Source organism: Caulobacter sp. GW821-FHT10C03 (assembly GCF_059415485.1).
On the sequence record NZ_JBWKNI010000004.1, the window covers coordinates 241,840 to 264,491 of the forward strand.

9 protein-coding genes are annotated in these 22,652 nt (G+C 72.3%); 3 read left to right on the forward strand and 6 right to left on the reverse strand.

The genetic code is table 11. The annotated features are described in order from the left end of the window. The first annotated feature begins 496 nt into the window (after window positions 1-496). Together AC07NG_RS07075 and AC07NG_RS07080 are read left to right on the forward strand one after the other, a co-directional pair. Complete coding sequence (locus tag AC07NG_RS07075) at window positions 497-1,804, forward strand: MFS transporter (protein ID WP_494592927.1); 1,308 nt, start codon at window positions 497-499, stop codon at window positions 1,802-1,804. After that, window positions 1,805-2,809, forward strand: a complete 1,005-nt coding sequence (locus AC07NG_RS07080; protein WP_494592929.1) for an AraC-like ligand-binding domain-containing protein — start codon at window positions 1,805-1,807, stop codon at window positions 2,807-2,809. Window positions 2,810-2,822: 13 nt separating this feature from the next. Here AC07NG_RS07080 and AC07NG_RS07085 read toward each other — a convergent pair whose 3' ends face one another. From AC07NG_RS07085 to bcsA, 6 genes are all read right to left on the reverse strand, one after another. Then, a complete protein-coding gene (locus AC07NG_RS07085) occupies window positions 2,823-5,024 on the reverse strand; it encodes a WD40/YVTN/BNR-like repeat-containing protein (RefSeq protein ID WP_494592931.1) in 2,202 nt (733 codons plus the stop codon). Between the two features lie 175 nt (window positions 5,025-5,199). Then, window positions 5,200-5,526 (reverse strand): hypothetical protein, encoded by a 327-nt coding sequence (locus AC07NG_RS07090; RefSeq protein WP_494592933.1) that lies wholly within the window; start codon window positions 5,524-5,526, stop codon window positions 5,200-5,202. Window positions 5,527-5,557: 31 nt separating this feature from the next. Continuing rightward, window positions 5,558-6,568: a family 8 glycosyl hydrolase gene (locus AC07NG_RS07095; RefSeq protein ID WP_494592935.1), complete on the reverse strand. Its 1,011-nt coding sequence runs from the start codon at window positions 6,566-6,568 to the stop codon at window positions 5,558-5,560. A 7-nt stretch (window positions 6,569-6,575) separates the two neighbouring features. Continuing rightward, a complete protein-coding gene (gene bcsD / locus AC07NG_RS07100) occupies window positions 6,576-7,043 on the reverse strand; it encodes a cellulose biosynthesis protein BcsD (protein WP_494592937.1) in 468 nt (155 codons plus the stop codon). Beyond that, entirely contained in the window at window positions 7,040-10,993 is a 3,954-nt protein-coding gene (locus AC07NG_RS07105) for a cellulose synthase subunit BcsC-related outer membrane protein (protein WP_494592939.1), read from the reverse strand. The genes bcsD and AC07NG_RS07105 overlap by 4 nt, the downstream gene beginning before the upstream one ends. 14 nt (window positions 10,994-11,007) lie before the next feature. Continuing rightward, window positions 11,008-15,396: a UDP-forming cellulose synthase catalytic subunit gene (gene bcsA / locus AC07NG_RS07110; protein WP_494592941.1), complete on the reverse strand. Its 4,389-nt coding sequence runs from the start codon at window positions 15,394-15,396 to the stop codon at window positions 11,008-11,010. 523 nt (window positions 15,397-15,919) lie between these two features. Here bcsA and AC07NG_RS07115 point away from each other — a divergent pair. Beyond that, window positions 15,920-22,558, forward strand: coding sequence for a hypothetical protein (locus AC07NG_RS07115; RefSeq protein ID WP_494592943.1), 6,639 nt, complete (start codon window positions 15,920-15,922; stop codon window positions 22,556-22,558). The last annotated feature ends 94 nt before the right edge of the window (window positions 22,559-22,652 follow it).

The following is a 22,652-nucleotide window of genomic DNA, read 5'->3' on the forward strand; positions in this document are numbered from 1 at the left end:
CTGTTTGATCAGCGGGGAGGCGACCAGCGGCGCAGAATGCGCGTCGCTGGTCGCGGACCGGGCCGCGGATCGCCCCCACGACCCTGCGGCCAGGCCACCCTCTCCTCTTCACCGCTTGGAGGAAGCGGCGAAGGCTGTCGTCGTCCGGGCGCCGATCATCGCGGCCACGGGCGAAATCTCGTCGGGTCCGTCTCGACGCCGCCGACCGCTTGTGGAGTGCGTGACGACGTCGAGCCGTCCCCCGGCAGCGTCACGGCGGGGATCGAGGGATCGACGGGCCCGGCCAGAACGCAGGAGACGCTCGTCGCTTCCCTCGCCATGCGATGGAAGCGCTCGAGGGCGACGGCTAGCACCCGCTCCGGGGAATTGTCGCGTCCCAAACCTGGAACATTCCGCGACACGGCGCGCCGCGAAGGGCTGGACAGTACATGCGGTTGCGTTAACTACGACTTCGCGCGGGGGAAACAGTGCGCTCCCGGAAAGCTTTCAGAGCCCGATGTCAGAGCGCGTACGGCAGGGCCCGGATGAAGGCCCGCTTCTCGAATTCCCAATCGTCCTGCTGCTGGCCGCCGGCCATTTCATGGCCTTCGTCGACCGGGCCGTGCCCAGCGTCTACGCCCCCGCCCTCAAGGCCGGCTTCCAGCTGACCGACACCCAGCTGGGCGCGTTGCAGGGGCCCGCCTTCGTGGCGTTCTACACCATCGCCACCCTGGTCACCGGCCATCGCGGCCACCGCCTGCCGCGCGGACTGCTGCTGGCGGGATCCGCCGCCCTCTGGACCCTGGCCACCATGGCCATGGCCTTCGCCCAGACCTACGCCGCCCTGTTCGCCTCGCGCCTGGTGCTGGGCCTGGCCCAGGCGGTGTTCGCGCCGACGGCCCTGGCCGTGATCGTGGCCGGCGCCCCCGCCGCTCGGCTGTCGCGCTGGGTGTCGGTGTTCACCTCGGGATCGTCGATGGGCCGCAGCGGCGCCCTGCTGGCCGGGGGCCTGGCCCTGGGCGCCTTTTCGGCGGGGATCTTCCAGGCCTTCGGTCACGCGCCGTGGCGCGCGGCCATCCTCCTGCTGACCCTGCCCAATCTGGCGTTGGTCGCCCTGCTGGCCTGGCGCGTGCGCGGCCGCGACGAGGCCGTTCCCCGGGGACAGGGCCTGGCCCAGGCGCTGGCCCATCTGGCCGCGCGGCCGGCGGGCCTTGGCCTGCATTTCCTGGCCGCCGGCGCGGTGATCCTGCTGGTGCAGGCCGCCGCGGCCTGGGCGCCCTCGATCGTCAACCGCGCCTGCGGCCTGAACCCGGCCGCCAGCGCCCTGCTGGCCGGCCTGGTGGTGCTGGTCGCCGCCCCGGCGGGACATCTGGGCGGCGGCTGGCTGCTGGACCAACGACGCAAGGCCGGCGGCGGACCGGCCCTGGTCGTGACCGGCGGCGCCCTGCTCGCCGTGCTCGGCGCCCTGCTGCTGAGCCGCGCCGGCTCGCCGGCGATAGCGGCCACCGCGCTCTTCCTGATCACGGCCGGCGGCGGGGCTGCGGCCCTGGCGGCCCTGGCCGGCCTGCAGCCGCTGAGCCCGCCGCATCTGCGCCCGGCCATGAACGGCCTCTACCTGGCCTTCGTCACGGTGGCGGGCCTGGGTTTTGGCCCGCTGCTGACCGGCCTGCTGAGCGACCGATTGTTCTCTGGACCGCACGGCCTGGCCATGGCCCTGGCGGCGGTGATGACGGCGGCGGGATCACTGGCCGGGCTCGCCGCGTTTCTCGGTGCGGAGCCCTGGCGGCGGCTGGCGCAAGAGACGAGCGGGATGGCGCGCGCCTAGATGTCTGCTTCAGTGACCGACAGCTTCCATTTCTCGAGCGACGAGCACCCGGCCGAGGAGGCCTTCGCGCTCTATGCGACCCTCTATTCGCGCGGCTCCGACGTCAGCCGCGGCGAAGGCCCGTTCTTCGCCCAGGTGCGGGCCTGGCGGCTGGACAAGATCCTGCTGTTCGAGCGCCGGCTGTCGGGCGTGGTCCATGCCCGGCGCGAGCGGATCGCCGGCGACGGCTTCGATCATTTCGTCCTGACCCACGTGGTCGAGGGCGAGGTGCGGCTGGACGCGCCGGGGCCGCCCCGGACCCTGGGACCAGGCGAAGGCGTGCTGCTCGACACCCGCCGGCCGATGCGCACCGACCACCGCGACGCCGTGATCCTGACCGCCAGCATCGCCCGCGACGTGATCGAGGCGGCGCTCGGCCCGGCCGGACGGCTGCACGGCCAGATCCTGACCCCGCCGGACAACCTGGTCCTGGCCGACTTCCTCTCGTCCCTGGCCCGGCGCGGCGACGGCCTGGCCCCGACCGCCCTGCCCGCCCTGGGCCGGGCCTTCATCGACATCCTGTCGTCGATCGGCGGTGACGCGGCCCGCGCCGGCCGCGAGGACCAGCGCCGCGACCTGGCCCGCCGCGAGAGCGTGCGCCGCTTCGTCCTGCCCCGCCTGGCCGACAAGGCCCTGTCGGTCGACGCCATCAGCGCCGGAGCCGGCATCTCGCGCTCGTCGCTCTACCGGCTGTTCGACAAGCAGGGCGGGGTGGCGCGGTTCATCCAGCTGATCCGCCTGGACGCCCTGCGCGCCGTGCTCGACGCCCAGGGCCACGCGGCCCCGGGCGAGGACGAGCTGGCCGAGCGCCTCGGCTTCGGCGGCGTCGCGCAGATGGAGCGGCTGTTCGCCGAGGTCTATGGCGCCGGCCTGCAGGCCTATCGCGAGGCCGTGGGCGACAAGCCCCGCAACGACCCCGACCTGGCCAAGCGGCGCTGGGAAGGCTGGCTGAACGAGCTGGACTAGACCGCGAGGCGCCTTACGGCGCCTTTGGCGGCCGCCCGACCAGCACGCCGCGACCGTGCGGGGCGATGTAGACGACGCCGTATTCCAGCAGGTCCCCGGCCACGCCCTGGATGTCGCCGAACTGGTGGGCGTCGTCGTTGATCCGCGTCCAGGACCCGCCCTCGTCGTCCGAGCGCCACAGGCCGCCGCGCCCATCGACCTTGCCGTAGAGATAGACCGCCGGGTAGCCGTCCTTCTCCTTGGGCGCGCCGAAGCTGACCGACCAGGCCGCGTCGACCTTGCGGGCCGGCTTGAACGGCGCGCCGGCGTCGCGCGAATGCAGCAGGCCCGACGGCAGGGCGATCCACAGGTCGCGCATCCGGGTCGGCACGACGGCCAGCTGGGCGCGGTCCCAGTGCTGGGTCGCCGGCAGGCCCGAGGCGATCGGCGTGAAGGTCAGGCCGCCATCGACGCTGACCAGCACGCGGCCGCCGGCCCGGTCGTGCACGTAGAACACCCGCTCGACCACCTTGTCGGCGACCGGAACCAGGGTCTGGTCGCCGGCGGCGGGCCAGCCGGCCGAGGCCGTCCAGGTCTTGCCGCCGTCCAGCGAGGCGTAGCCGACGTCCTTCTCGGGCGCCCAAAGCAGGGCCGAGCCCTTGGCCGACACCGCGATCGCGCCCGGCCCGCGCCAGGGCTGGCCTTCGCCCGGGACCTTGTAGGGCTGGGCCGGCATCGGCCGCCAGTCGGCGCCGCCGCTGGTGGAGTAGAAGGCGTTGGCCTTGCCGTTGGCGGTGCGGACGATATAGCCGGGCTTCTGGCCGGCGTAGTCGACGCTCCAGTTGCTCTCGGTGTTGGGCCGGAACAGGCCGTTGGCGGGCGGACGGGCGACATCGTCCCAGGCAGCCCCCGCGGTGTCGCCCATGGCCGCCAGCAGGGTCGCCCCGCCGGTGGGCGAGACCAGCTGGGTGACCGCGCCCTCTTCCAGATTGTCGATCCGGGCGTCCAGCGCCACTGGGGCCTCGCCGCCGGCGGCGGTGAGGTTGCGGCTCATCCACAGGCCGCCGCCGTGGCCATAGATCAGCTCGTCGGCGTCGAACGGATTGACCCGCAGGTCCGAGATCCAGCCGCCCATCTTGCGCTCGGGATTGGTCTCGGCCAGCCACGGATAGGCCCCGGCCGAGAAGCCGGCCTGGCGGCTGAGCGCGCTCCACTTGGCCCCGCCGTCGCGCGAGACGAAGATGTCGTCGTTGGGCCACCAGCGGTCCAGGGTCGAGACCACCAGCGCGCCGTCCGGCCCGATGTCGATCCCCGAGAAACCGCCCTGGCGGGCCTCGCCCTTCAGCGGGGAGATGTCGCGCCACTTGCCCGAGGCCGGGTCGCGCTTCTGCACGCTGCCGCCCTTGGCGTGGCTGGGATTGACCGCGAAGGCGCTGCCATCCCCCTCGGCGAAGGCGACGTAGAGCGTCCCGTCGGGAGCGAACACGGCCCGCTGCGGCAGCTGGGCCGGCGCGCCCGCCACCGGCTGGAACGAAGCCCCGCGATCATGGCTGACGAACAGACCGCCCTTGCCGTCGGCCCCGCCGACATAGAGGTCGCCGCTCTTCGGCTCGAAGATCACCAGATTGATCGCCCGCGCCGGCGAGGCGGCGACCTTGGCGAAGCTGACACCGCTGTCCGTGCTGCGCCAAAGCCCGTCCTGGTTGGAGCCGAACCAGATCGTCTTCGGATCGGTCGGATCGACCATCAGCCGCTCGCCCGCGCCGCGGCCGTCGGCGTTGCCGCCCACCCGGATCGGCAGCTCGGTCTTCTTCCAGGTGGCGCCGCGGTCGTCGGAGCGCAGCACGGCGCCCTTGCGCGCCCAGTCCTGGAGATAGAGGCCGCAGACGGCGTAGAGCTTGTTGGGATCGGCCGGATCGACCGCCAGGCTCAGCACGCCCATCAGGTCGGCGTCCTCGCGCGGCAGGTGGTCGAGCAGCGGGATCCAGCGCTTGCCCGCGTAGTCGTAGCGATAGGCGCCGCCGACGTCGGTGCGGGCGTAGAGCAGGCCCTTCTCGCGCGGGTGATAGACGAAGCCGTCGACATAGCCGCCCGCGCCATAGGGCACGCTGGCCCAGCCATAGGGCTGGTCGGCCGCGCGGGCCTGGGCCGCCGGGCCGCCCACGGCCAGCATCAGGGCCAGCGCCGCGCCGCCCAGGGCTGGTCGCAGGACAGGCTTCATCCGATCGAAGAGCATTCGTTTCCCCACTGCGCTCCGGACGATCCTCAGGCCCGAGCCGGGGTCGTCCTTGATATTGTGAGCGCTACCATAGCGAAGCCGATTAATCCTACAATACGGGATTTCACGGTTATGGGGATAAGGGCGTCAGTTGGATCCCGCCGTCGCGGGAAGGCGCGGAGAGGTGCGGGCCTCAGGCCCGTTCGCGCATGCGCTTGAAGATGTCCGACAGCCGGTTGTCGCCCGGCTGCGTGCTGGCGGCGGCGGAAACCGGCGCGGGCTTTTCGGCATAGGCTTGCAGGAAGCCGAGGTCGCAGGCGGCGACGTCTTCGTTGGCGGCGGCCGGCGGGCAGCCGAAGAAGCCTTCCAGCGCGCGGACCATGGCTTCAGCCTCGGCCTGCAGCGAGGGACGCCCGGGCTCGGGTTCGAAATCGGCCTCGGTCTCCGCCGTCTCGAAGATCTGATACGGCAGATTGATCTGGTTGATCATCGAGAAGAGGCGGTTGACGTCGCCGGACATGTCGTGGCTCCACCGCAAGGCGGTTCGGGGTTCAAGGTCGTCTGGCCCGCCTTTCCCTCCCCGCCATTTCGGCGAGCAGGACGAGGGCGGACGAGTAGTACGTGCGATCCGGCGGCGTCCCCCGAAGCCTCTGGATCGACGGGTCGTTCAGCGCCAGGGCGGCGATGTCGACACCCCCGCTAGATAACGGAAAGTCGGCTTCATGACCGTCGGACATATTGACCCATGCCGGCGGCCTTTTTTGGGCTTGAATGTTTCCGCGCCAGTAGTCCGCGGTCTGCGCGGCCAGCGAATCCTGGCCGCCCCAGGCCAGATAGAGCGGCGCCCGGATGGCGTCGAAACCAAACAGCGGCGGCTTGTCCGGGGCCGGCGCCAGGCTGCCGTCGGGACGCACCAGCAGCCAGTCGGGCGGAACCTTCTGGGGCCCGAACCGGCCGTCGCGCGCCAGGGTCACGCCGTCGGCGATCAGGGTCCGCCACGGCGCCTCGGCCCCGTCGGCGGACGCGAAGTCCTGGAAGGCCGGCAGGATGAAATAGGACGGGTTGACGATCACTCCGGCCGGGCCGCGAAAACCCTCCAGCCCTGGCAGCAGCACCGTGCGCCCGCCGACCTCGACCACCAGCCGCTCGGCGATGGCGTCGCGGATGGCCTTGGAGGCGACCAGATAACCGTCGTCGCGCCAGCGCCGCCCGGCCCGCAGCAGCGCCCAGGCCGCCAGCACGTCGCCGTCGGCGGCGTTGTTCTGGTCGGCGACGGGCGGCTTCGCGCGGGGATCGTAGCGCCAGGCCAGCAGCGGCGCGTTCTTTTGGACCAGGTTGGTCCGGGTCCAGTTCCACGCCCGGTCGAAGGTCTCGCGGTCGCCGTGGCCCTCGGCCAGCAGCATCGTGTAGCCCTGGCTCTCGCTGTGGCTGACGCCGCCGTTCTCGGGATCGATCGTGCGGCCGTCGGGCTGGACATAGGCGGCCTTGAACGCGGCCCAGCCCTCGCCGGGCGGCCTGGCGCAGGCGCCCGAGGCTCCGGTCGCGGCGATCACCACCGCCATCAGCAGCCTAGACCCGGTGCTCGAACACCAGCGGCGAAGCCGAAGGATCGCGGCAGGTGGTGACGCCGCCGGGGCTGCCCTGGGCGGCGAGCCAGGCGCCGTAGGCCCCCGCCAGAACCTCGGCCATGAGCGGCGGCCATGCCCGCCTGTCGTCGTCGTCGAGCGCATTGGGACAGGCCCCATGGGTGATGAGGATATGATCGTCCGCCGCCGCCAGCCGGGTCCAGCCCCAGTCCATCCCGCCGAGCACGACATTGAGCTGCGTCTCCAGCTCGTCGAGCGTCTCGACCGTCGGCAGGGCGAAGCGGCGGGCCATGCGCTCGCCCGTGGCCCGCAGGAAGCGCCGGGCGGCGGTCGGGTCGGCGACGGCGGTCAGTTCCCCGGCCAGGGCCGCCAGGAACGGCGACCACTGCGGGCTGACGCGGCGGCGGTTCAGGTAGTCGAGGTCTCTGGCCTGGGCGTCATCTCCGCTCATCGGCCGCCCTCCCCGCCCAGGGTCTGCTTCACGCCCACGCTGACGGCGGTCTCGTTGTAGACGCCGAAGGTGTTGAAGTTGACGGCCCCGCCGATGCTGGCGCCGGGCCGGAACTGGTAGTCGGCCGACAACCCGCCCGATATGCCAAAGCCGCTGGCGCTCTCCGCCAGATAGCGCGGGAAGACGTCGCTGTCGGACAGGGCCAGGGTGTTGAGCTCGGTCTGCAAGGCGACGTCCATCGGGAAGTAGGCCGCCCCGGCCTGGTTGTAGGTCTGGTAGCCCGGCGCGATCGCGCCCTTGAACTTCCACGGCCCCTGGCGGCCGGTGACGCTGATCGGCGCGGTCAGGCTGGTGAACGACTTGGGGCTGAAATAGCCGCCGTGGCCCAGGCTGAAGAAGTTCTGGTTGTTGTCGAAACCCTGCTGGTTGAGGTTGAAGCCGACCTGAACCTCGGTCTCGCCACGGCGATAGGGGCGGATGTAGCCGCCCAGATTGACCTGGTAGCTGTCGTTGTCGGCCACGTGTTCGCCGTCGTAGTGGCCGTAGCTGGCGTCGCCATAGAGCCCCGAAGCGCCGTCGTCATAGGAAAGGCTGACCCCGCCGCCGGTGCGCATGACGCGGCCCCAGCGCTGGCCGGTGACCGGATCGCGGGCCCCGGCATAGGCTGCGACGCTGTCGGTGACCGGACGGCGCTCGACCCACAGCTTGCCCTGGCCGTTGGCGCCCAGGCGCGGCGAGAACGCGACCCCGCCGGCGACGTCGATGTCGCCGAAGCCGATCGGGGTTGTGCCTATGTCGGCCGACAGGGATCCCGCCGCCATGGCCAGGTTGATCGCCGCCCCCGAGGCGCTCTGCGGCGGGGCGGCGGCGTAGACCGGCGCGAAGGCGCCGACGATGGCGCGGGCGTTGATGATCTGGTTGGCGCCGTAGCGCTGCTCGGCCGAGCCCGAGGGCGTGCCGCCGTCGATGCTGACCGGCGAGATCGAGGCGGTGAACCGCACCTCGCCCAACGACGCCGAGGCCGACGCCCTGGCCGACAGCTCGTGCAGCCGCCCCAGGCCCGCCTCGCCCGAGCGGGCGCGGATCTGGGCCGAGCCGGACACCTCGGCGGCGGTGCGGGCGGTGATCTCGGCGATCTGGCGGTCGATGTCGCCGACCACCGGGTCGCGCGCGGCCGGAGCCACGAACGGATTGCCCGGCGACGGCGAGACGGTGGACGTGGGACGCGGCGAGGCGGCCTCGCCCGCGCGGCCGTTGCGGCCGGTGAACGGGAAGGCGACGCCGGCGAAGCCGCGTTCGGCGGCCGTTTGGGCGGTCGGCGCGGGCGCCGCTGGGGTCAGCACGCCGGCCAGTTGGTCGCCGCCGGACGCGATATCGACGCCGGTAAGGGGCGCGGCGGCGGCCGAGGTCATCAGGTCGTATCGGCCGGCCGCCACCGGCAGCACCGCCGCCCGCGCTGGAACGCCGCCGGCCGTGAACGGATTGGGGCCGAGGCCGCCGCCCGGGGTGGCGTTGGAGCCACCCGGCGCCAGCACGGCGTCGAGACCCGAGCCGAAGGTCGGCCGCCGCTCGCGCAGGGTGCGGGCCATGCGCAGGGCCTCCAGCGCCGCCTTCTCGTCGCCGGCCTGGCGCTCGACCCGGGCCGAGGCGAGATAGAGGTCGGCGTCGCGCGGGCTGGCGGCGATGGCCTGGGCGAGCGTGCGGCGGGCGCTCGCCACGTCGCCCTTGGCGGCAGAGGCGTCGGCCAGGCCGATCAGGGCCTCCTTGTCGCCGGGCTTGGCGCGCAGCAGGACGGCGAAGGCCTGGGCGGCCTCGTCGTACATCCGGCCGTCCTGGTAGACGCGGCCCAGCGGAGCCAGCAGGCGGGTGTTGCGCGGGGCCACCGCGAAGGCGGCCGACAGCACGTCGAAGGCGCTGGCCAGATCGCCGGCCTGGCGCAGGCGGTCGGCCCGCTCGGCCCCGAGGGTGGCGGTCAGGTCGGCGACCGCTCGAACCCCGTCCGGCGAAGCGCCGGAACGAGAGGAGGCCTGGCGGATGATGGCGGCGGCCTCGGCGTCGCGCCCTGCCTTGGCCAGCACCGCGACCATGCCGTCATAGCCGGCCGGCGCCTCGGTGACGCCCTCCACAAGGGTGCGCTGGGCCATGGCCAGGGCGGTCTGGCGGTCGCCCAGGTCGTAGAGCGCCGAGGCCAGGCGCCCCTGCGCCGCGACCGGCAGCGCCGGGCGGGCGGCCAGGGCGCGCAACGAGGCGACGCCGCCGCCCTGTTTGGCCTGATCGATGGCGGCGTCGATCTCGAGCCGGCCGCGCAGGGCGGTCATCTCCGGCGTCATCTTGCCGACGGGCGCGCGGTCGAGCAGGGCCAGGGCCTCGGACGGGCGGCCCTGCTGGTCGGCGAAGACGGCGGCGGCGTGGATCTGCTCGGGCTGGGTTCCGGCGCCGACCGGGGCCATCAGCCCCTCGGCGGCCTGGGCCTCGCCCTGGCCGGCCAGGAAGCGGGCGAAGTCGAGCCGCACCCACGGATCGGACGGCGCGGCGGCCAGGGCGCTCTCGAAGGCGGCGTTGGCGCCCGAGAGGTCGCCATTGGCCCACAGCTGGCTGGCGCGCTCGTGGTCGATGCGGCCGCGCAGCACGTTCTGGCCGCTGGCGTCGGGCTGCAGGGCCGGCGAGGCGGCCGCCACGGCGTCGGCCTCGGCCGTGCGGCCCTGGTCGAGCAGCACCTGGACGAGACCCTGCTGGGCCTCGGCCTGGTTGGGCGCGGCCGCCAGCACGGCGCGATAGGCGCTCTCGGCCTCGGCCGCCTTGCCCTGGCGGCGCAGCGCCTCGGCCAGCAGGCCGCGCGCCAGCAGCCGGTCGGGATAGGTCTCGGCGGTCAGCGGCCGCAGCGTCTGCTCGGCCTTGATCACCTGACCCTGGTCGAGGGCGGCCTGGGCGTCCTGCAGGCCGGCGTAGAAGCGGGCGCTGGTCAGGGCCTCCTTCCAGCGGCCGGCGCTGGCGGGGCTGGACCGGCTGGCCCGTCCCAAGAGATCGGCGGCCTCGCCGAACCGCTGGGCCTGGAGCCGCACGAGGCCCAGCCCGCCCAGGGCGTCGGCGTCGCCCGCGCGGCGGGCCAGGGCCGCCTGGAAGCGCCGTTCGGCCTCGGCGACGTCGCCGCCCTGCAAGGCCTCGAAGCCCTTGGCCCGGTCGCCCGCCGACGGATCGACGGCCGCAGCGGCCGGAGCCTTGGGCGCGGTGCGGGCCGCGGCCAGCTTGCGCGAGATCTCGGCGTCGTTGGGACGGGCCGCCAGGTAGTCGCCGAACAGGTCGGCGTTGCGCGGGCTCTCGTCCATCCAGGTCAGGGCCTGGCGCCAGGCGCTGGCGGCCTTTCCGGCGACGGAACCGCCGCCGCCCGCCAAGCGGGCCAGCAGGGCCACGCCCTCGCGGCGGGTGCCCTCGCGATAGGTCAGGGCCTGGCCGAGCGCCAGTTGCACGTTCTGGTCGCCCGGCTTGCGGGCCGACAGCGCCCGCAGGCCCGTCTGGGCCTGGGTGACGCCGCCCGGCGCGCCAGCCAGGGTCTGGTAGTATTCCAGCGCGACGGCGTCGGGCGGGGTCGAGCCGCCGAACGCCTGGCGGTAGGCCGCCGCGGCGGCCGCGTTCTCGCCCCGTTGGGCCAGGCCCCGGGCCTTGGCCAGGTCGGCGCCGCCGGCCGTCGCTCCGCCCGAAGGCGTCTTGGCCCCGCCGCCCGGCGCGTCGAGGGCCGCCAGGCCCCGCTTGGCCGCCGCGTTGTTGGGATCGGCCGCCAGGGCGCGCTTGTAGGCGTCGGCCGCCAGGTCCTTACGGCCCTTCTGGCTCCAGAAATCGCCCTGGCGCACCAGGGCGCCAACCGCGGCGCTTCCCCCCTGGGCCTGCGCCTGGGCGACGGACGCCGTTCCGCCCGCCAGCAGGATGGCGGCCAGGGCGGCTTCCACGGACATGCGACGCAGGGACTTCACTTGGCGCTACCTTCGAGACGGCGTCGCGCGATGGCCTTCAGCGCGACGATGAGCGGGAACGACAGGGCCAGGCCGACGCCGAAGATCGACAGCGCCAGCAGCAGCGGCCGCTGGCTGAGCCACCACATGCCGTAGACCCACCAGGGCAGGTCGCCGGTGTGGAACACCTTGCCGACCTGGAAGCTGGAGAAGCCCTCCTCGGTGACGATGGCCAGATCGCCCTGGATGCGGGCGTTCTGGGCCGGGTCGTCGAGACGGGCCACCACCGCCGGCAGGCGGGTCGGGTCGCTGGCCAGCACGGCCACCACCGCCCGGCCGCGATCGAAGGGCGAGCGGAAGCTGACCAGGCCCTCGAAGCCCTCGCCGGCCACCAGCAGGTCGTCGGCGTGGTCGCGACCGGCCGAAGCCTCGCCGTCGGCCATCAGGAACAGCCGCTCGATCGGCGCGGCCAGCTTCAGGCGCAGTCGGTCGTCCTCGAAGCGCACCGGCGCGCCGGCGAACAGCGCCCCGAACCGCCGGACCATGTCCGGACGGCCGATCAGCAGCACGTCGCGGCCCTTCAGCGAAGCCGCGTCGGCGTCGCGCGCGATCGCCACCCGGGTGACCGGCGCGCCGGTGACGTCGCCGAACCGGCCCATCAGCGCCAGATAGGCCTCGATGTCGGCCGCTCCGGGATTGGCGTCGAGCACGACGGTGGTCTTGTCGAGGTCGGCGTTGCGGGTGAACGGGAAGCCGGCGCTGGCGAAGAAGGCCAGGTTCGGCAGGGCCGCGAAGTGACGGCCGCCGCTGAGGTCGATCGAGGTGTCCGGGTCTATGCCGCTGTGGACGTTGGTCGGCAGCTGGCCCTGGCAGGCCCCGGTCTTGTTGCTCTTGATGTCGAAATAGAACTGCAGCTGGCTGGCGCCGAACAGCAGGTAGGGCGGCAGGTCCAGGCTGTGCTCGTTGCGGGCGAAGCGGTTGAACAGGCCCCGCACCTCGGCGGTGCGGTCCTGGGCGCTGAGCCGATAGGAGCGCAGGTACTGGCCGTTCAGCGACACGTCCAGGCGCGACTGCTCGCGGTCGAACCACGGCCCCTTCGGATAGCGGTAGCGCACGCGCAGCGGCGCGCCCTGCACCGGCCACAGGAAGAGATCGGGCGCGACGCGGAACGGCACGGAGACCGGGGCCGGCGACAGGCCCGGCGCCTGCAGAAGCTGGGCGTCAACCAGCTCGCCCAGGCGGACCGGACGATCCATGCGCAGCCAGCGCGGGGCGTCATAGGCCGCGCGCGGGGCGATCAGGGCGGTGTCGACCTGGGCCATGGCGCCGTTCAGCCCGCCCTGCGAGATGCTGAGCGCCAGGGCCGCGCGGCGGATCTCGGAGGTGTCGCGGCCGATCACCAGCAGAAGGCGATGGTCGGGGGCCTGCGGATTGGCGACCACGGCCAGGGTCGGGCCGTTCACCTGCGGCAGGGTCAGGCCGCCGATCGTCTGGCCCGACTGGCCGAACACCACGCCCTCGCCCTGCGGCAGGGCGCCGATCAGGGTCGGGAAGGCGAAGCCGCGATAGCTGGCCCGCATGCCGAAATAGGAGGCCGCCGCCCCCGCCCCGCGCAGCACCGCGTCGGAGGGGGTCTCGGCGAACACGAACGGCAGCACCAGCTTGCCGCCGCCCTTGTCGAAGAACGGCCCGGGCAGCATCGCCAGGTCCGGGCTCGCCGGCAGGCGCGAGACCGTCAGCTCCAGGCGCGAGCGCTGGTTGCTGAGCGTCATCCACAGCGACGAATGCTGCGGGTCCTCGCAGGCGCGGGTGTAGTGGCCGATGAAGCGGAGGTTCAGATTGTTGTCGCGCAGGAACAGGGCCGGATCGATCGGGATCGACCACTCGGTTCCGGCCGCCCGGTCGGGGGTCAGCATGACCGCGCCGGCCGGCTCGCCGTTCAGGGTCACGGCCAGCTGCGACAGGTCGCCCAGCAGCGACGGCGAATAGGCGCCCGAGACGACGAGACGGGCGGCGGTCACCACCTCGTCGCGGCGCAGGGTGAAGTCGACGCCGGCCTCGCCCTGCACGCCGCGCAGGCGCAGGGACTGGCCAAAACCGAGATCCTTGAGGGTCAGCACGCGGGTCGTGCCGGACGGCGCCGCCGCGACGGGCGCGGGATCCTGCGCCCTCGCCTGCCCGCTCCAGCCCAGGCCGCCGGCCAGCAGCAGGCCCGCGACGATCACCGCCGCCCGGCCGCCGTCGGGTCCGCCGCCCGTGCGCGAGCGCGGCGCCAGGGCCGCGGGCTTGGCCGCCCGCCACCAGAACAGGATGCTGGCGCTGGCCCGGACCAGCCCCGCCAGGGCGGCCAGGGGACGCACCGGCGCCCAGTGGGCGTTGGGCACCCAAGCGTCGGCGCGGCCGACGACGTTGCGCACCAGGTCGCGGCGTTCGGCGAAGCCGAGCGGCAGGAACTGCACTCTCAGGACCCCCTTGTCGAACATGATGGACCGCGCCTTGAACGGCCGGGCGCGCTCGTCCTGCAGGAACTCGACCGTGTCGAGCTGGCGCTCGTCGCCCCAGAAGCCGTCGGGAATGATCGCCGACAGGCCGCCCATCGAGACCTCCAGGGTCTGGACCTCCAGCACCTCGCCGTTGGTCAGCCGCAGGCGGGCGGGCAGGGAGGCCTCGATGCGGACGTGCTGGCGCACCTGCCGGGTCTCGCGGCCGACGGCGATGGCGGTCAGCAGCACCAGCAGGCTGAACAGGGTCCAGAAGGCGTTGAGCACCAGGGTGCCGACCAGCACGAAGTCCGGCTCGGCCGTCGCCAGCCGCCACATGGCGAAGCAGAGGCCGGCGATCAGCAGGCCCGCGACCACGATGTGCGGCCACATCAGCGACCAGTCGAAATAGCCCTTCTCCAGCCGGCCGCCCTTGTCGGTGACGTTGAACTTGCCGTGCTTGGGCGCGAACAGGGTGACGATCGTCGGCCCCAGCAGGTGGAAGGCCAGCAGGGTCTCGTAGATCTCGCCCCAGAACGCCATGCGTTCCTCGCCCTGCATGCGGTTGTTGGTGACGATCGAGTGCACCAGGTGAGGCAGGGCGTAGGCCAGGATCATCGGGGCCGAGGCGCTGATGATGTTGAACCCCAGCAGCAGGAAGACCAGCGGCGAGGTCAGGAACACGATGCGCGGCAGCGGAAACTGGAAGTGCAGCATCGCATTCAGGTAACAGAGCCGTTGGGCGAGGCTCAAACCCTTGCCGAACAGGGGATTGTCGATCCGGAAGATCTGGGTCATGCCGCGCGCCCAGCGGATGCGCTGGCCGATGTGCAAAGCCAGGCGCTCGGTCGCCAGACCCGCCGACAGCCGGATTTCCAGGAAGGCCGTGTTCCAGCCCCGGCGTTGCAGCTTCAACGCGGTGTGGGCGTCCTCGGTGACGGTCTCGTGCGCGAAGCCGTGGGTCTCTTCCAGGGCCGCGCGGCGGATGATGGCGCAGGAGCCGCAGAAGAAGGCGGCGTTCCACAGGTCGTTGCCCGGCTGGACCACGCCGTAGAAGAGGTCGCCCTCGCCGGGGATGTCCTTCACCGTCTGGATGTTCCGCTGCACCGGGTCGGGCGAATAGAAGTGGTGCGGCGTCTGCAGCAGGGCCAGGCGCGCGTCCTCCTGGAACCAGCCGACGGTCATCTGCAGGAAGGCGCGCGTGGGGATGTGGTCGCAGTCGAAGATGCAGACCAGCTCGGCCTCGGTCTGGCCCAGGGCGTGGTTGAGGTTGCCGGCCTTGGCCCCGAAGTTGTCGGGCCGGGTCATGTAGATCGCGCCGGCCTTCTCGGCGAAGGCCTTGAACTCGGGCCGGCGGCCGTCGTCCAGCAGGTACACCCTGAACCGGTCGCGCGGGTAATCCATGCCCAGCGCCGCCAGCACCGTGTCCTGCACGATCTCCAGGCTCTCGTTGTAGGTCGGGATATAGACGTCGACCTTGGGCCAGGTCGCCGGCGCGCCGGTGATCGGCCGCACCGGCCGTTGCAACGGCCAGGCGGTCTGCAGGTAGCCGAGCAGCAGGATCAGCCAGGCGTAGATCTCGGCCAGGTAAAGGCCCGTGCCGAAGAAGGCCTCGCCGAGATTGCGGAAATGCAGGGTCTCGGTCGTGCGCCACCACAGATAGCGGGTGCTGACGATCACCGAGACCACGCACAGCGCAATGGTCAGGTGCTTGGACTGCGACAGGCGATTGGCCGCGATCACCCCGACGATGGTCGCCAGCGCGAACAGGGCCTGGTCCTTGAAGCTGAGCGGGATGACGATCGCGACGAGCGCCACCGCCAGGACGGCGGCGATCAGCAGCGCGACACCCACGCGCGAGGCCAGCCGCGCCAGCAGCGACCCTGAAGCCGGCCCCGAAGCAGAAGGCGACGTCACAGCGTCCATCGGCCCAACCCTCCGGTCGACGGCCCAGGCCGCGCTGCGGTCATCGTCGCTGGATCTCTCGTTCGAACAGTCAAGCTTTCACCAAGTCTTCGCCGCCGATGCTAGCGGCCGGCGCTTGCGACCTACAAGCGTGGCTGTATGACTATTCTCGTCCCCGTTCCAGGCTCGCCGCCGCGACCAAAAGCCGCATTACTTCCCCATAGCCGCCCCTCACGATTCGAAAACCATCATTTTACAAACGCCAAGGCGGCGTTACTGCGTGGAAGCTTGAACGCCGCGCATTGAAATACATTGCACGGCCAGATCGAATTTCATGGCGCCGCCGCAGCGCGGATCGAGCCGCAGTCGCCGAGGCCGCCTCGACTCGGCGGCCAGACGCTCGTCTACCCCCTCAAATGTTCCAATGTTGGAACACGACGGTCACCGAGCGCGGTGCTAGCGGTCACGCTTGCAACAATGGCGCGCCAACGCGCCAGACGGGGCCGTGATGCCGGATCGCGGTCCTTCGGGGGACTGAGACCACATGAAGAAGACCAACGACCGCCTGTCGCGGACGATGATGACGAGCGCCTCGATCGCGGCGCTGTGCGCGCTCGCACCCAGCCTCGCCGGCGCCCAGGCCGTGCTGAACGGCGCCCCGGGCCAGGCCCTGACCGCCGGGACGATCACCACGACCACCAGCGGCGGCATACTCGACGGCGGCACGGGCAGCGGCGTTTCGGTCACCACGGGGGTCAACGGCCAGGTCGGCGTCACCGACGCGGTGATCGCCGTCACCGCCAACACCTGGAACGGCGTCAGCGTCTCGTCGCTCGACACCACCGCCGGCCAGATCCTGGTCACGCTCGACGGCGTCAACAGCATCCAGGGCGGCTCGGCCGCCGTATCGGTCTACACCGACACCCAGGACATCCTGCTCGACGCCAGCGGCGGCTTCGGGACCTATGTGGGCGCGGTCGCCAACGGAACGGGCCTGAGCGCCAGCTCGCTGAACGGCTCGGTCGCCATCCTCAACGGCGCCAACACCATCAGCGGCGGCGCCGTCGGCGTGCTCGGCGCGACCTACCGCACCGGCGACGTCTCCATCGACTCGAAGGGCGGAACGATCGTCAGCGCCGTTGGCGTACGCGCACTGTCCTACGGCGGCGACGTGACCGTCGGCGCCGACGGCGGCGTGACCACCGCGATCACCGCCACGTCCGCCGGCTCGGCCATCAACGCCACGACGTCGGGCGCGGGCGACATCGCCGTCACCACCGCCGCGGGCGGCAAGCTGGAAAGCGGCGCCAACACCGTCTTCGCCGTGACCGACGGAACCGGCGACGTCCAGGTCACGCTCGGCGACACGGTCGGCGCGACGACGCGCAGCGCCTATGCGGCGATCTACGCCCAGTCGGCCGGCGGCGACGTCGGCGTCGATGCGACGGCGGCCATCCGCGCCGGCGCGGGCGGCATCTCGACCAACACCTCGGGCGCGGGCGACATCACCCTTTCGACGGTGGGCGTGGACAGCGCGTCCAGCAACGCCGTGTTCGGCCGCACGACGGGCTCGGGCGACATTTCCTACACCCTGAACGGCCCCGGCACGGTCACCGGCGCCACGGGCGTCTACCTGACCTCCTCGGGCGCGGGCGCGCTCAGCGTCACGGCGACCGACGCCGGCTCGTCGTTCATCGGCACGACCGGCAACGGCGTCGACCTGCGCGGCGCGGGCGGCCAGATCGACGTCGACGTGGCCGCTTCGATCCGGGGCGACGGCGTCGGCGTCTATGTCGCCACCGGCGGCGCGGGCTCCATCACCGTCCATGCCGGCTCGGTCAGCGCCCGTACGGGCAACGCCGTCTCGGCCAACAACTCGACCGTCGGCGGCGCGGGCACGGTCAGCGTCGGCACGGCCGATCGCCGGCTGGGCTCGGCGACCAGCACCAACGCCACGGCGATCTTCGCCTCCAGCCAGGGCGACGTGAACGTCTACGCCACCGGCGTGACCGCAGGCACGCGCGGTATCGTCGCCGCCAGCCAGGGAACGGCGCCGAACGGCGACGTGGTGGTCGACGTCAGCGGCGCGATCAACGCCGGCTCCTACGGGATCATCGGCGTCAACTACGGCGAGGCCGTGGGCAACGACCTGACGATCCGCACCGCGGGCGCGATCACCGCCGGGACCGGCACCGCCATCAGCGCCGAGGCCGTCAACGGCGACATCTCGATCACCGCCGACGGCGCCCTGAAGTCGACCGGCAGCAACGGCGTCTGGGCCAAGAGCTACGAAGACGGAAACATCAGCGTCGTCACCAACGGCGCGGTCAATGGCGTCTGGGCGATCTACGCCAACGCCACGGCGGCCACGACCGGCGGCGCGATCGACATCACCGCCACCCAGACCGTCACCGGCAAGTACGAGGGCGTCGGCGCGGAATCCACCGGCGACGGCAAGATCACCCTCGATCTGGCCGACGTGATCGCCACCGAAGGCCACGGCGTCTTCGCGAGCGCCAAGCGCGACATCTCGATCTCGACCGGCGCGGTCACCGCGACCGGCGGCGGCGCGATCACCCTCGACGCCTTCAACGACGCGACCGGCGTCACCGGCGCGGCGGGCTATGCGATCAACGCCGTCTCCTCGCTCGGCGCGGTGGACGTGACCTCGACCGGAACCCTGACCGGCGGCGCGGCCGGCGGCCTCTATGTCCGCTCGGCGGCCGGCGACGGCGCCGGCGGCGTCACCCTCGACCTCGCCGACGTCACGGCCGGCGCAGGGCGCGCGATCGAGGTCAACTCGGCCAGCGGCCCGGTGACCGTCACCGCCGGCGCCATCACCGCCGCCACGGACGGCGTGCGGGTGCGCGGCTGGGGCGATGGCGCCACGGCCGGCGCCATCACCGTCGGCACGGCGAGCGACCGCATCGGCGCGGTCAACGCCGCCGGCGGCACGGGCCTGTTCGCCACCGGCTCGGGCGACGTCAGCATCTACGCCACCAACGTCACCGCCGCCACGCGCGGCGTCCTGGCCTCCAGCCAGGGAACCAACCCCGACGGCAAGGTGGTGATCGACGTCAACGGGATGGTCGTCGCCAACGGCAGCTACGGCGTGCTGGGCCTCAACAACGGCGTGCTGGCGGCCAACACCGTGAGCATCACCACCGGCGCGGTCACCTCGACCGGCGGCTCGGCGATCAGCGCCCAGGCCAACGCCGGCGACATCACCGTCGTCGCCAACGGCGCCATCCAGGCCAACGCCTCGCAGGCCACCGGCTCGTGGGACGGCGTCTATGCCGAGGGCTATGACGACAACAATATCTCGATCACGACCCACGGCGCGGTCACCGGCTCGTACAACGGGATCGAAGCGTTCCTGCGCAGCGCCGTCGACCACGGCGCGATCGACATCACCGCCGACGCCGCCATCCAGGGCCAGACCGGCGTCGTCGCCATCTCGACCGGCAAGGGCGGCATCGACCTCGACCTGGCGGCCGTGACCGGCACGAGCGGTCCGGGCGTCTTCGCCAGCGGCGCGGGCGCGGTGTCGGTCTCGACCGGCGCGGTCACCGCCACCAATGGCGGCGGCGTCTCGCAGAACGGCCTCAGCGACGTCACCGGCGTCAACCAGACCAGCGGCTACGGCGTCATCGCCCTGTCCAGCGGCGGCGCGATCGACGTCACGACCGCCGGCCTGGTCACCGGCGGCGCGGCCGGCGGGATCTTCGCCCAGACCACCGGCGGAACCGGCGCGATCACCGTGGCCACGGCCGGCGTGACCGCCGCGAGCGGTCGCGCGATCGAGATCCAGAGCGCCGGCGGCGCGGTCAGCGTCACCACCGGCGCGATCACCGCCCAGACCGACGGCGTGCGGGTGCGCGGCGGCTCGGCCGCCGTGTCGCTCGGCTCGGCGACCCAGCGCATCGGCGCGGTGGCTTCGGGCGGCACCGGCCTGTTCGCCACCGGCTCGGGCGACGTCAGCGTCTACGCCAGCACGATCGACGCCGGCACGCGCGGCGTCGTGGCCTCCAGCCAGGGCGCCAACCCCAACGGCAAGGTGCTGATCGACATCGGCGGCGACATCGACGCCGCCTCGACCTTCGGCATTGTCGGCCGCAACAACGGCGTCCTCAACGTCAACAGCCTGACTATCCGTTCGGCCGGGACCGTCACCTCCACCGGTGGTTCGGCGATCAGCGCCCAGACCGTCGGCGGCGACATCGTCATCGACGCCAATTCGGCGATCGCCAACAACGGGACCGGCGGCTCAACCTGGGACGGCGTCTACGCCGAAAGCGACCAGGCGGCCCTGATCTCGATCCTGACCCGCGGCGCGGTGTCGGGCGGCTACAACGGCGTCGAGGCGATCTCGGGCGTCGGCGGGGCCAACGGCGGCGTGATCGTCGAGACCCGCGGCGACGTGACGGGCGCCCAGGCGGCCATCCGCGCCCAGGTGCGCGGCGTCGGCAATATCAATGTCACGACCGCCGCCGGAACCACGCTGAAGGGCGCGATCGGCGTCTCGGCCGCGACAGTCGGGGCCGGCGACATCACCATCGCCAACAACGCCGCCATCGTCACGGCGGGCACGGGGATCCTGGCCACGACGGAGGCCGGCGACATCGCCGTGACCACCGGCGCGACCGGGACCATCTCGCCCGGCGCGGCCGTCGGCATCAATGCGAGCACCGCCACCGGCTCGATCACCATCAACCAGGCCGGTTCGATCGGCGTGGCCGGCGACAACGGCTGGGTCGGCACGGGCATCCGCGCCGAGATCCTCGGCGGCTCGCAGGATCTGGTCATCAACTCCAGCGGCGGCATCTATGTCGCCCCGGGCTCGGGCCAGCAGAGCGCGGGCATCTACGCCGTCAACCACGGCACGGGCGCGGTCGTCGTCACGACCAGCGGGATCATCGATCCCGGCGCCTACGGCGTGGTCGTGGAAGGCGCGGGCGACGTCACCTACACCGCCGCCGGCGGCGTGGCCGAGGGCGACATCGGCGCCTCGGTGGTCTCGACCGGTTCGGGGACGGTGACGGTGACCACCGCCGCCGGGGCCGTCGTCCGCGGCTTCGACGGGGCGGGCTTCGTCGTCTCCTCGGCCGGCGGCGACGTCAGCGTCGTCAACGCCGGCTCGGTCAGCGGCTCCACCCAGGGCCTGGTCGTCTCGACCAGCGGCGCGGGCTCGACCAGCCTGACCACCACCGGGACGGTGAGCGGCGCCTCGGGCGTCGGCATCGCGGCGACCTCGGGCACCGGCGGGCTGGAGCTGAACATCGGCGGCAGCGTGATCTCGGCCAGCGGCCCGGCCATCCAGGCCGTCTCCACCGGCGGCGGCGTGATCAACATCGCCTCGGGCGCGGTGATCGCCGGCAAGATCGACAGCGCCAATTCGGCGGTCATCACCCTCGACACCGCCAAGGGCGAGCACTCGACGCTCAACGTGGCGTCGGGCGCGACGATCCAGTCGGTCAGCGGCTCGGTCTACGATGTGGCCCTGCGCGCCACCGGCGGCTCGGTCGTGGTCAACAACAGCGGCACGATCGCCGGCCGGGTCGACTTCTCGGCCCTGACCGGCGCCGACAGCGGCCAGCTGGTCAGCGCCGCCGGCACCAACTTCGAGACCGGCGGCGAGTCGATCTTCGCGGCCGGCGACGACGCCTTCGGCAACTCCGGCAAGCTGATCACCCTGGGCGCCCTGACCACCTTCGACTTCCGCGGCGGGACCAACGTCCTGACCAACAGCGGCACGATCTATGTGGGCTTCAACCCCGTGGCCGTCGGCGGCTCGAGCTTCGTCCTCAAGAGCCTGACGCGGTTCAACAACAGCGGCGTGCTGGAGATGGCCAACGGCGTCATCGGCGACAGCATCGTGGCGACGGGGTCCAGCTATGTCGGCTCGGGCGCGGCCCTGCTGTCGATCGACGCCGCCCTCAACGCCGGCGGCAAGGCCGACACCCTGACCGTGGGCACGTCCTCGGGCGTCACCAAGGTGCGGGTCGCCGACCGGGCCAGCGGCTTCGGCGCGCTGAACCTGACCGGGACCGCCGTCGTCGTGGGGACTACCCACGCCGGCGACTTCGTGCTCGACAGCGGCTCGTCCTGGTACAACGCCGCCATCTTCGGCGGGGCGATCGACAAGCCGGGCCTGTTCTTCAGCCAGCTGGCCAACGCTTCGACCGGAACCGTGCTGGTCAGCGCCCCCAAGACCCAGGCCTACCAGTTCGCCACCCTGGCGGCCCAGGCCCAGGGCCTGTGGCACGGCGCGGCCGACCGCGGCGCCCGCAACGCCGAGCTGCGCGACGCGCTGGACCCGGCGGCCAAGGCCGACGCGCCGTCCGCCAAGACCGGCTTCTGGTTCAAGGCCGACGCCGCCCGCGCCGAACGCCAGACCGGCCAGTCGCTGACCGTGCTGTCGAACACCTACGCCTACGACGCCTCCTACAAGCAGGACTCCACCAACGCGACGATCGGCTTCGACGCCGTCAACGCCGCGTCGGACGGGGGCCTGGCCTGGGGCGCGGCGCTGGGCTACGCCCAGGCCAAGGCCCGCTTCGACCAGTACGACACCCTGACCAAGCTGCAGGGCCCGGTGCTGAGCGGCTACGCCAGCTGGCTGTCGGGCGGGACCTTCGTCTCGGCCACGGTCGCGGCCAGCCAGCTGAACGCCAAGCTGGCCGCCTCGCAGCTGGCCGGCTGGACCCAGCAGAAGGCGGACGTGACCTCGCTCGGCGGCGCGGTCGAGGCCGGACTGCGCAGGCCGTTCTTCGGCGGCGCGGTGATCGAGCCGAGCCTCGGCGTGACCTATGTCGACACCAGCATCGACGACGTCTCGACCGCGGGTACGACCTTCCGCTTCGAGGACGCCAAGAGCGTGCGCGCCAGCCTCGGCGCCCGCGTCACCGGCGTCCTGGCCCCCAGCCAGGCCTGGACGACCCGCTACGCCGTCTCGGTGCGGGTGGTCGACGACCTGAAGGGCAAGAACGACGTGACCCTGCTCAGCGCCGGCGCGCCGTTCAAGATCACCGACAAGGCCTTCGACGGCGCCTATGGCGAGTTCGGCTTCAACCTGTCGAGCCGCAGCAAGAGCGGCTGGACCGGCTTCGTGGACGCCAAGCTGCGCGCCAACGACGCCTACAGCGAAGCCGGCGCCTCGCTGGGCCTGCGCCTGCGCTACTGATGACGGAAGCGACGCGGCGTACGGACGCCGCGTCGCTGCCTTCAATTCGAAACCGGGCCGCCCCGAGCGACCCACAGAAAGCGCCACCGAAACG

Bases quoted from the DNA above. Each gene is read 5' to 3' on its own strand.
- AC07NG_RS07075 (WP_494592927.1), top strand. From the start codon at position 497: ATGTCAGAGCGCGTACGGCAGGGCCCGGATGAAGGCCCGCTTCTCGAA.
- AC07NG_RS07080 (WP_494592929.1), top strand. From the start codon at position 1,805: ATGTCTGCTTCAGTGACCGACAGCTTCCATTTCTCGAGCGACGAGCAC.
- AC07NG_RS07085 (WP_494592931.1), bottom strand. From the start codon at position 5,024: ATGCTCTTCGATCGGATGAAGCCTGTCCTGCGACCAGCCCTGGGCGGC.
- AC07NG_RS07090 (WP_494592933.1), bottom strand. From the start codon at position 5,526: ATGTCCGGCGACGTCAACCGCCTCTTCTCGATGATCAACCAGATCAAT.
- AC07NG_RS07095 (WP_494592935.1), bottom strand. From the start codon at position 6,568: ATGGCGGTGGTGATCGCCGCGACCGGAGCCTCGGGCGCCTGCGCCAGG.
- bcsD (WP_494592937.1), bottom strand. From the start codon at position 7,043: ATGAGCGGAGATGACGCCCAGGCCAGAGACCTCGACTACCTGAACCGC.
- AC07NG_RS07105 (WP_494592939.1), bottom strand. From the start codon at position 10,993: ATGTCCGTGGAAGCCGCCCTGGCCGCCATCCTGCTGGCGGGCGGAACG.
- bcsA (WP_494592941.1), bottom strand. From the start codon at position 15,396: ATGGACGCTGTGACGTCGCCTTCTGCTTCGGGGCCGGCTTCAGGGTCG.
- AC07NG_RS07115 (WP_494592943.1), top strand. From the start codon at position 15,920: ATGAAGAAGACCAACGACCGCCTGTCGCGGACGATGATGACGAGCGCC.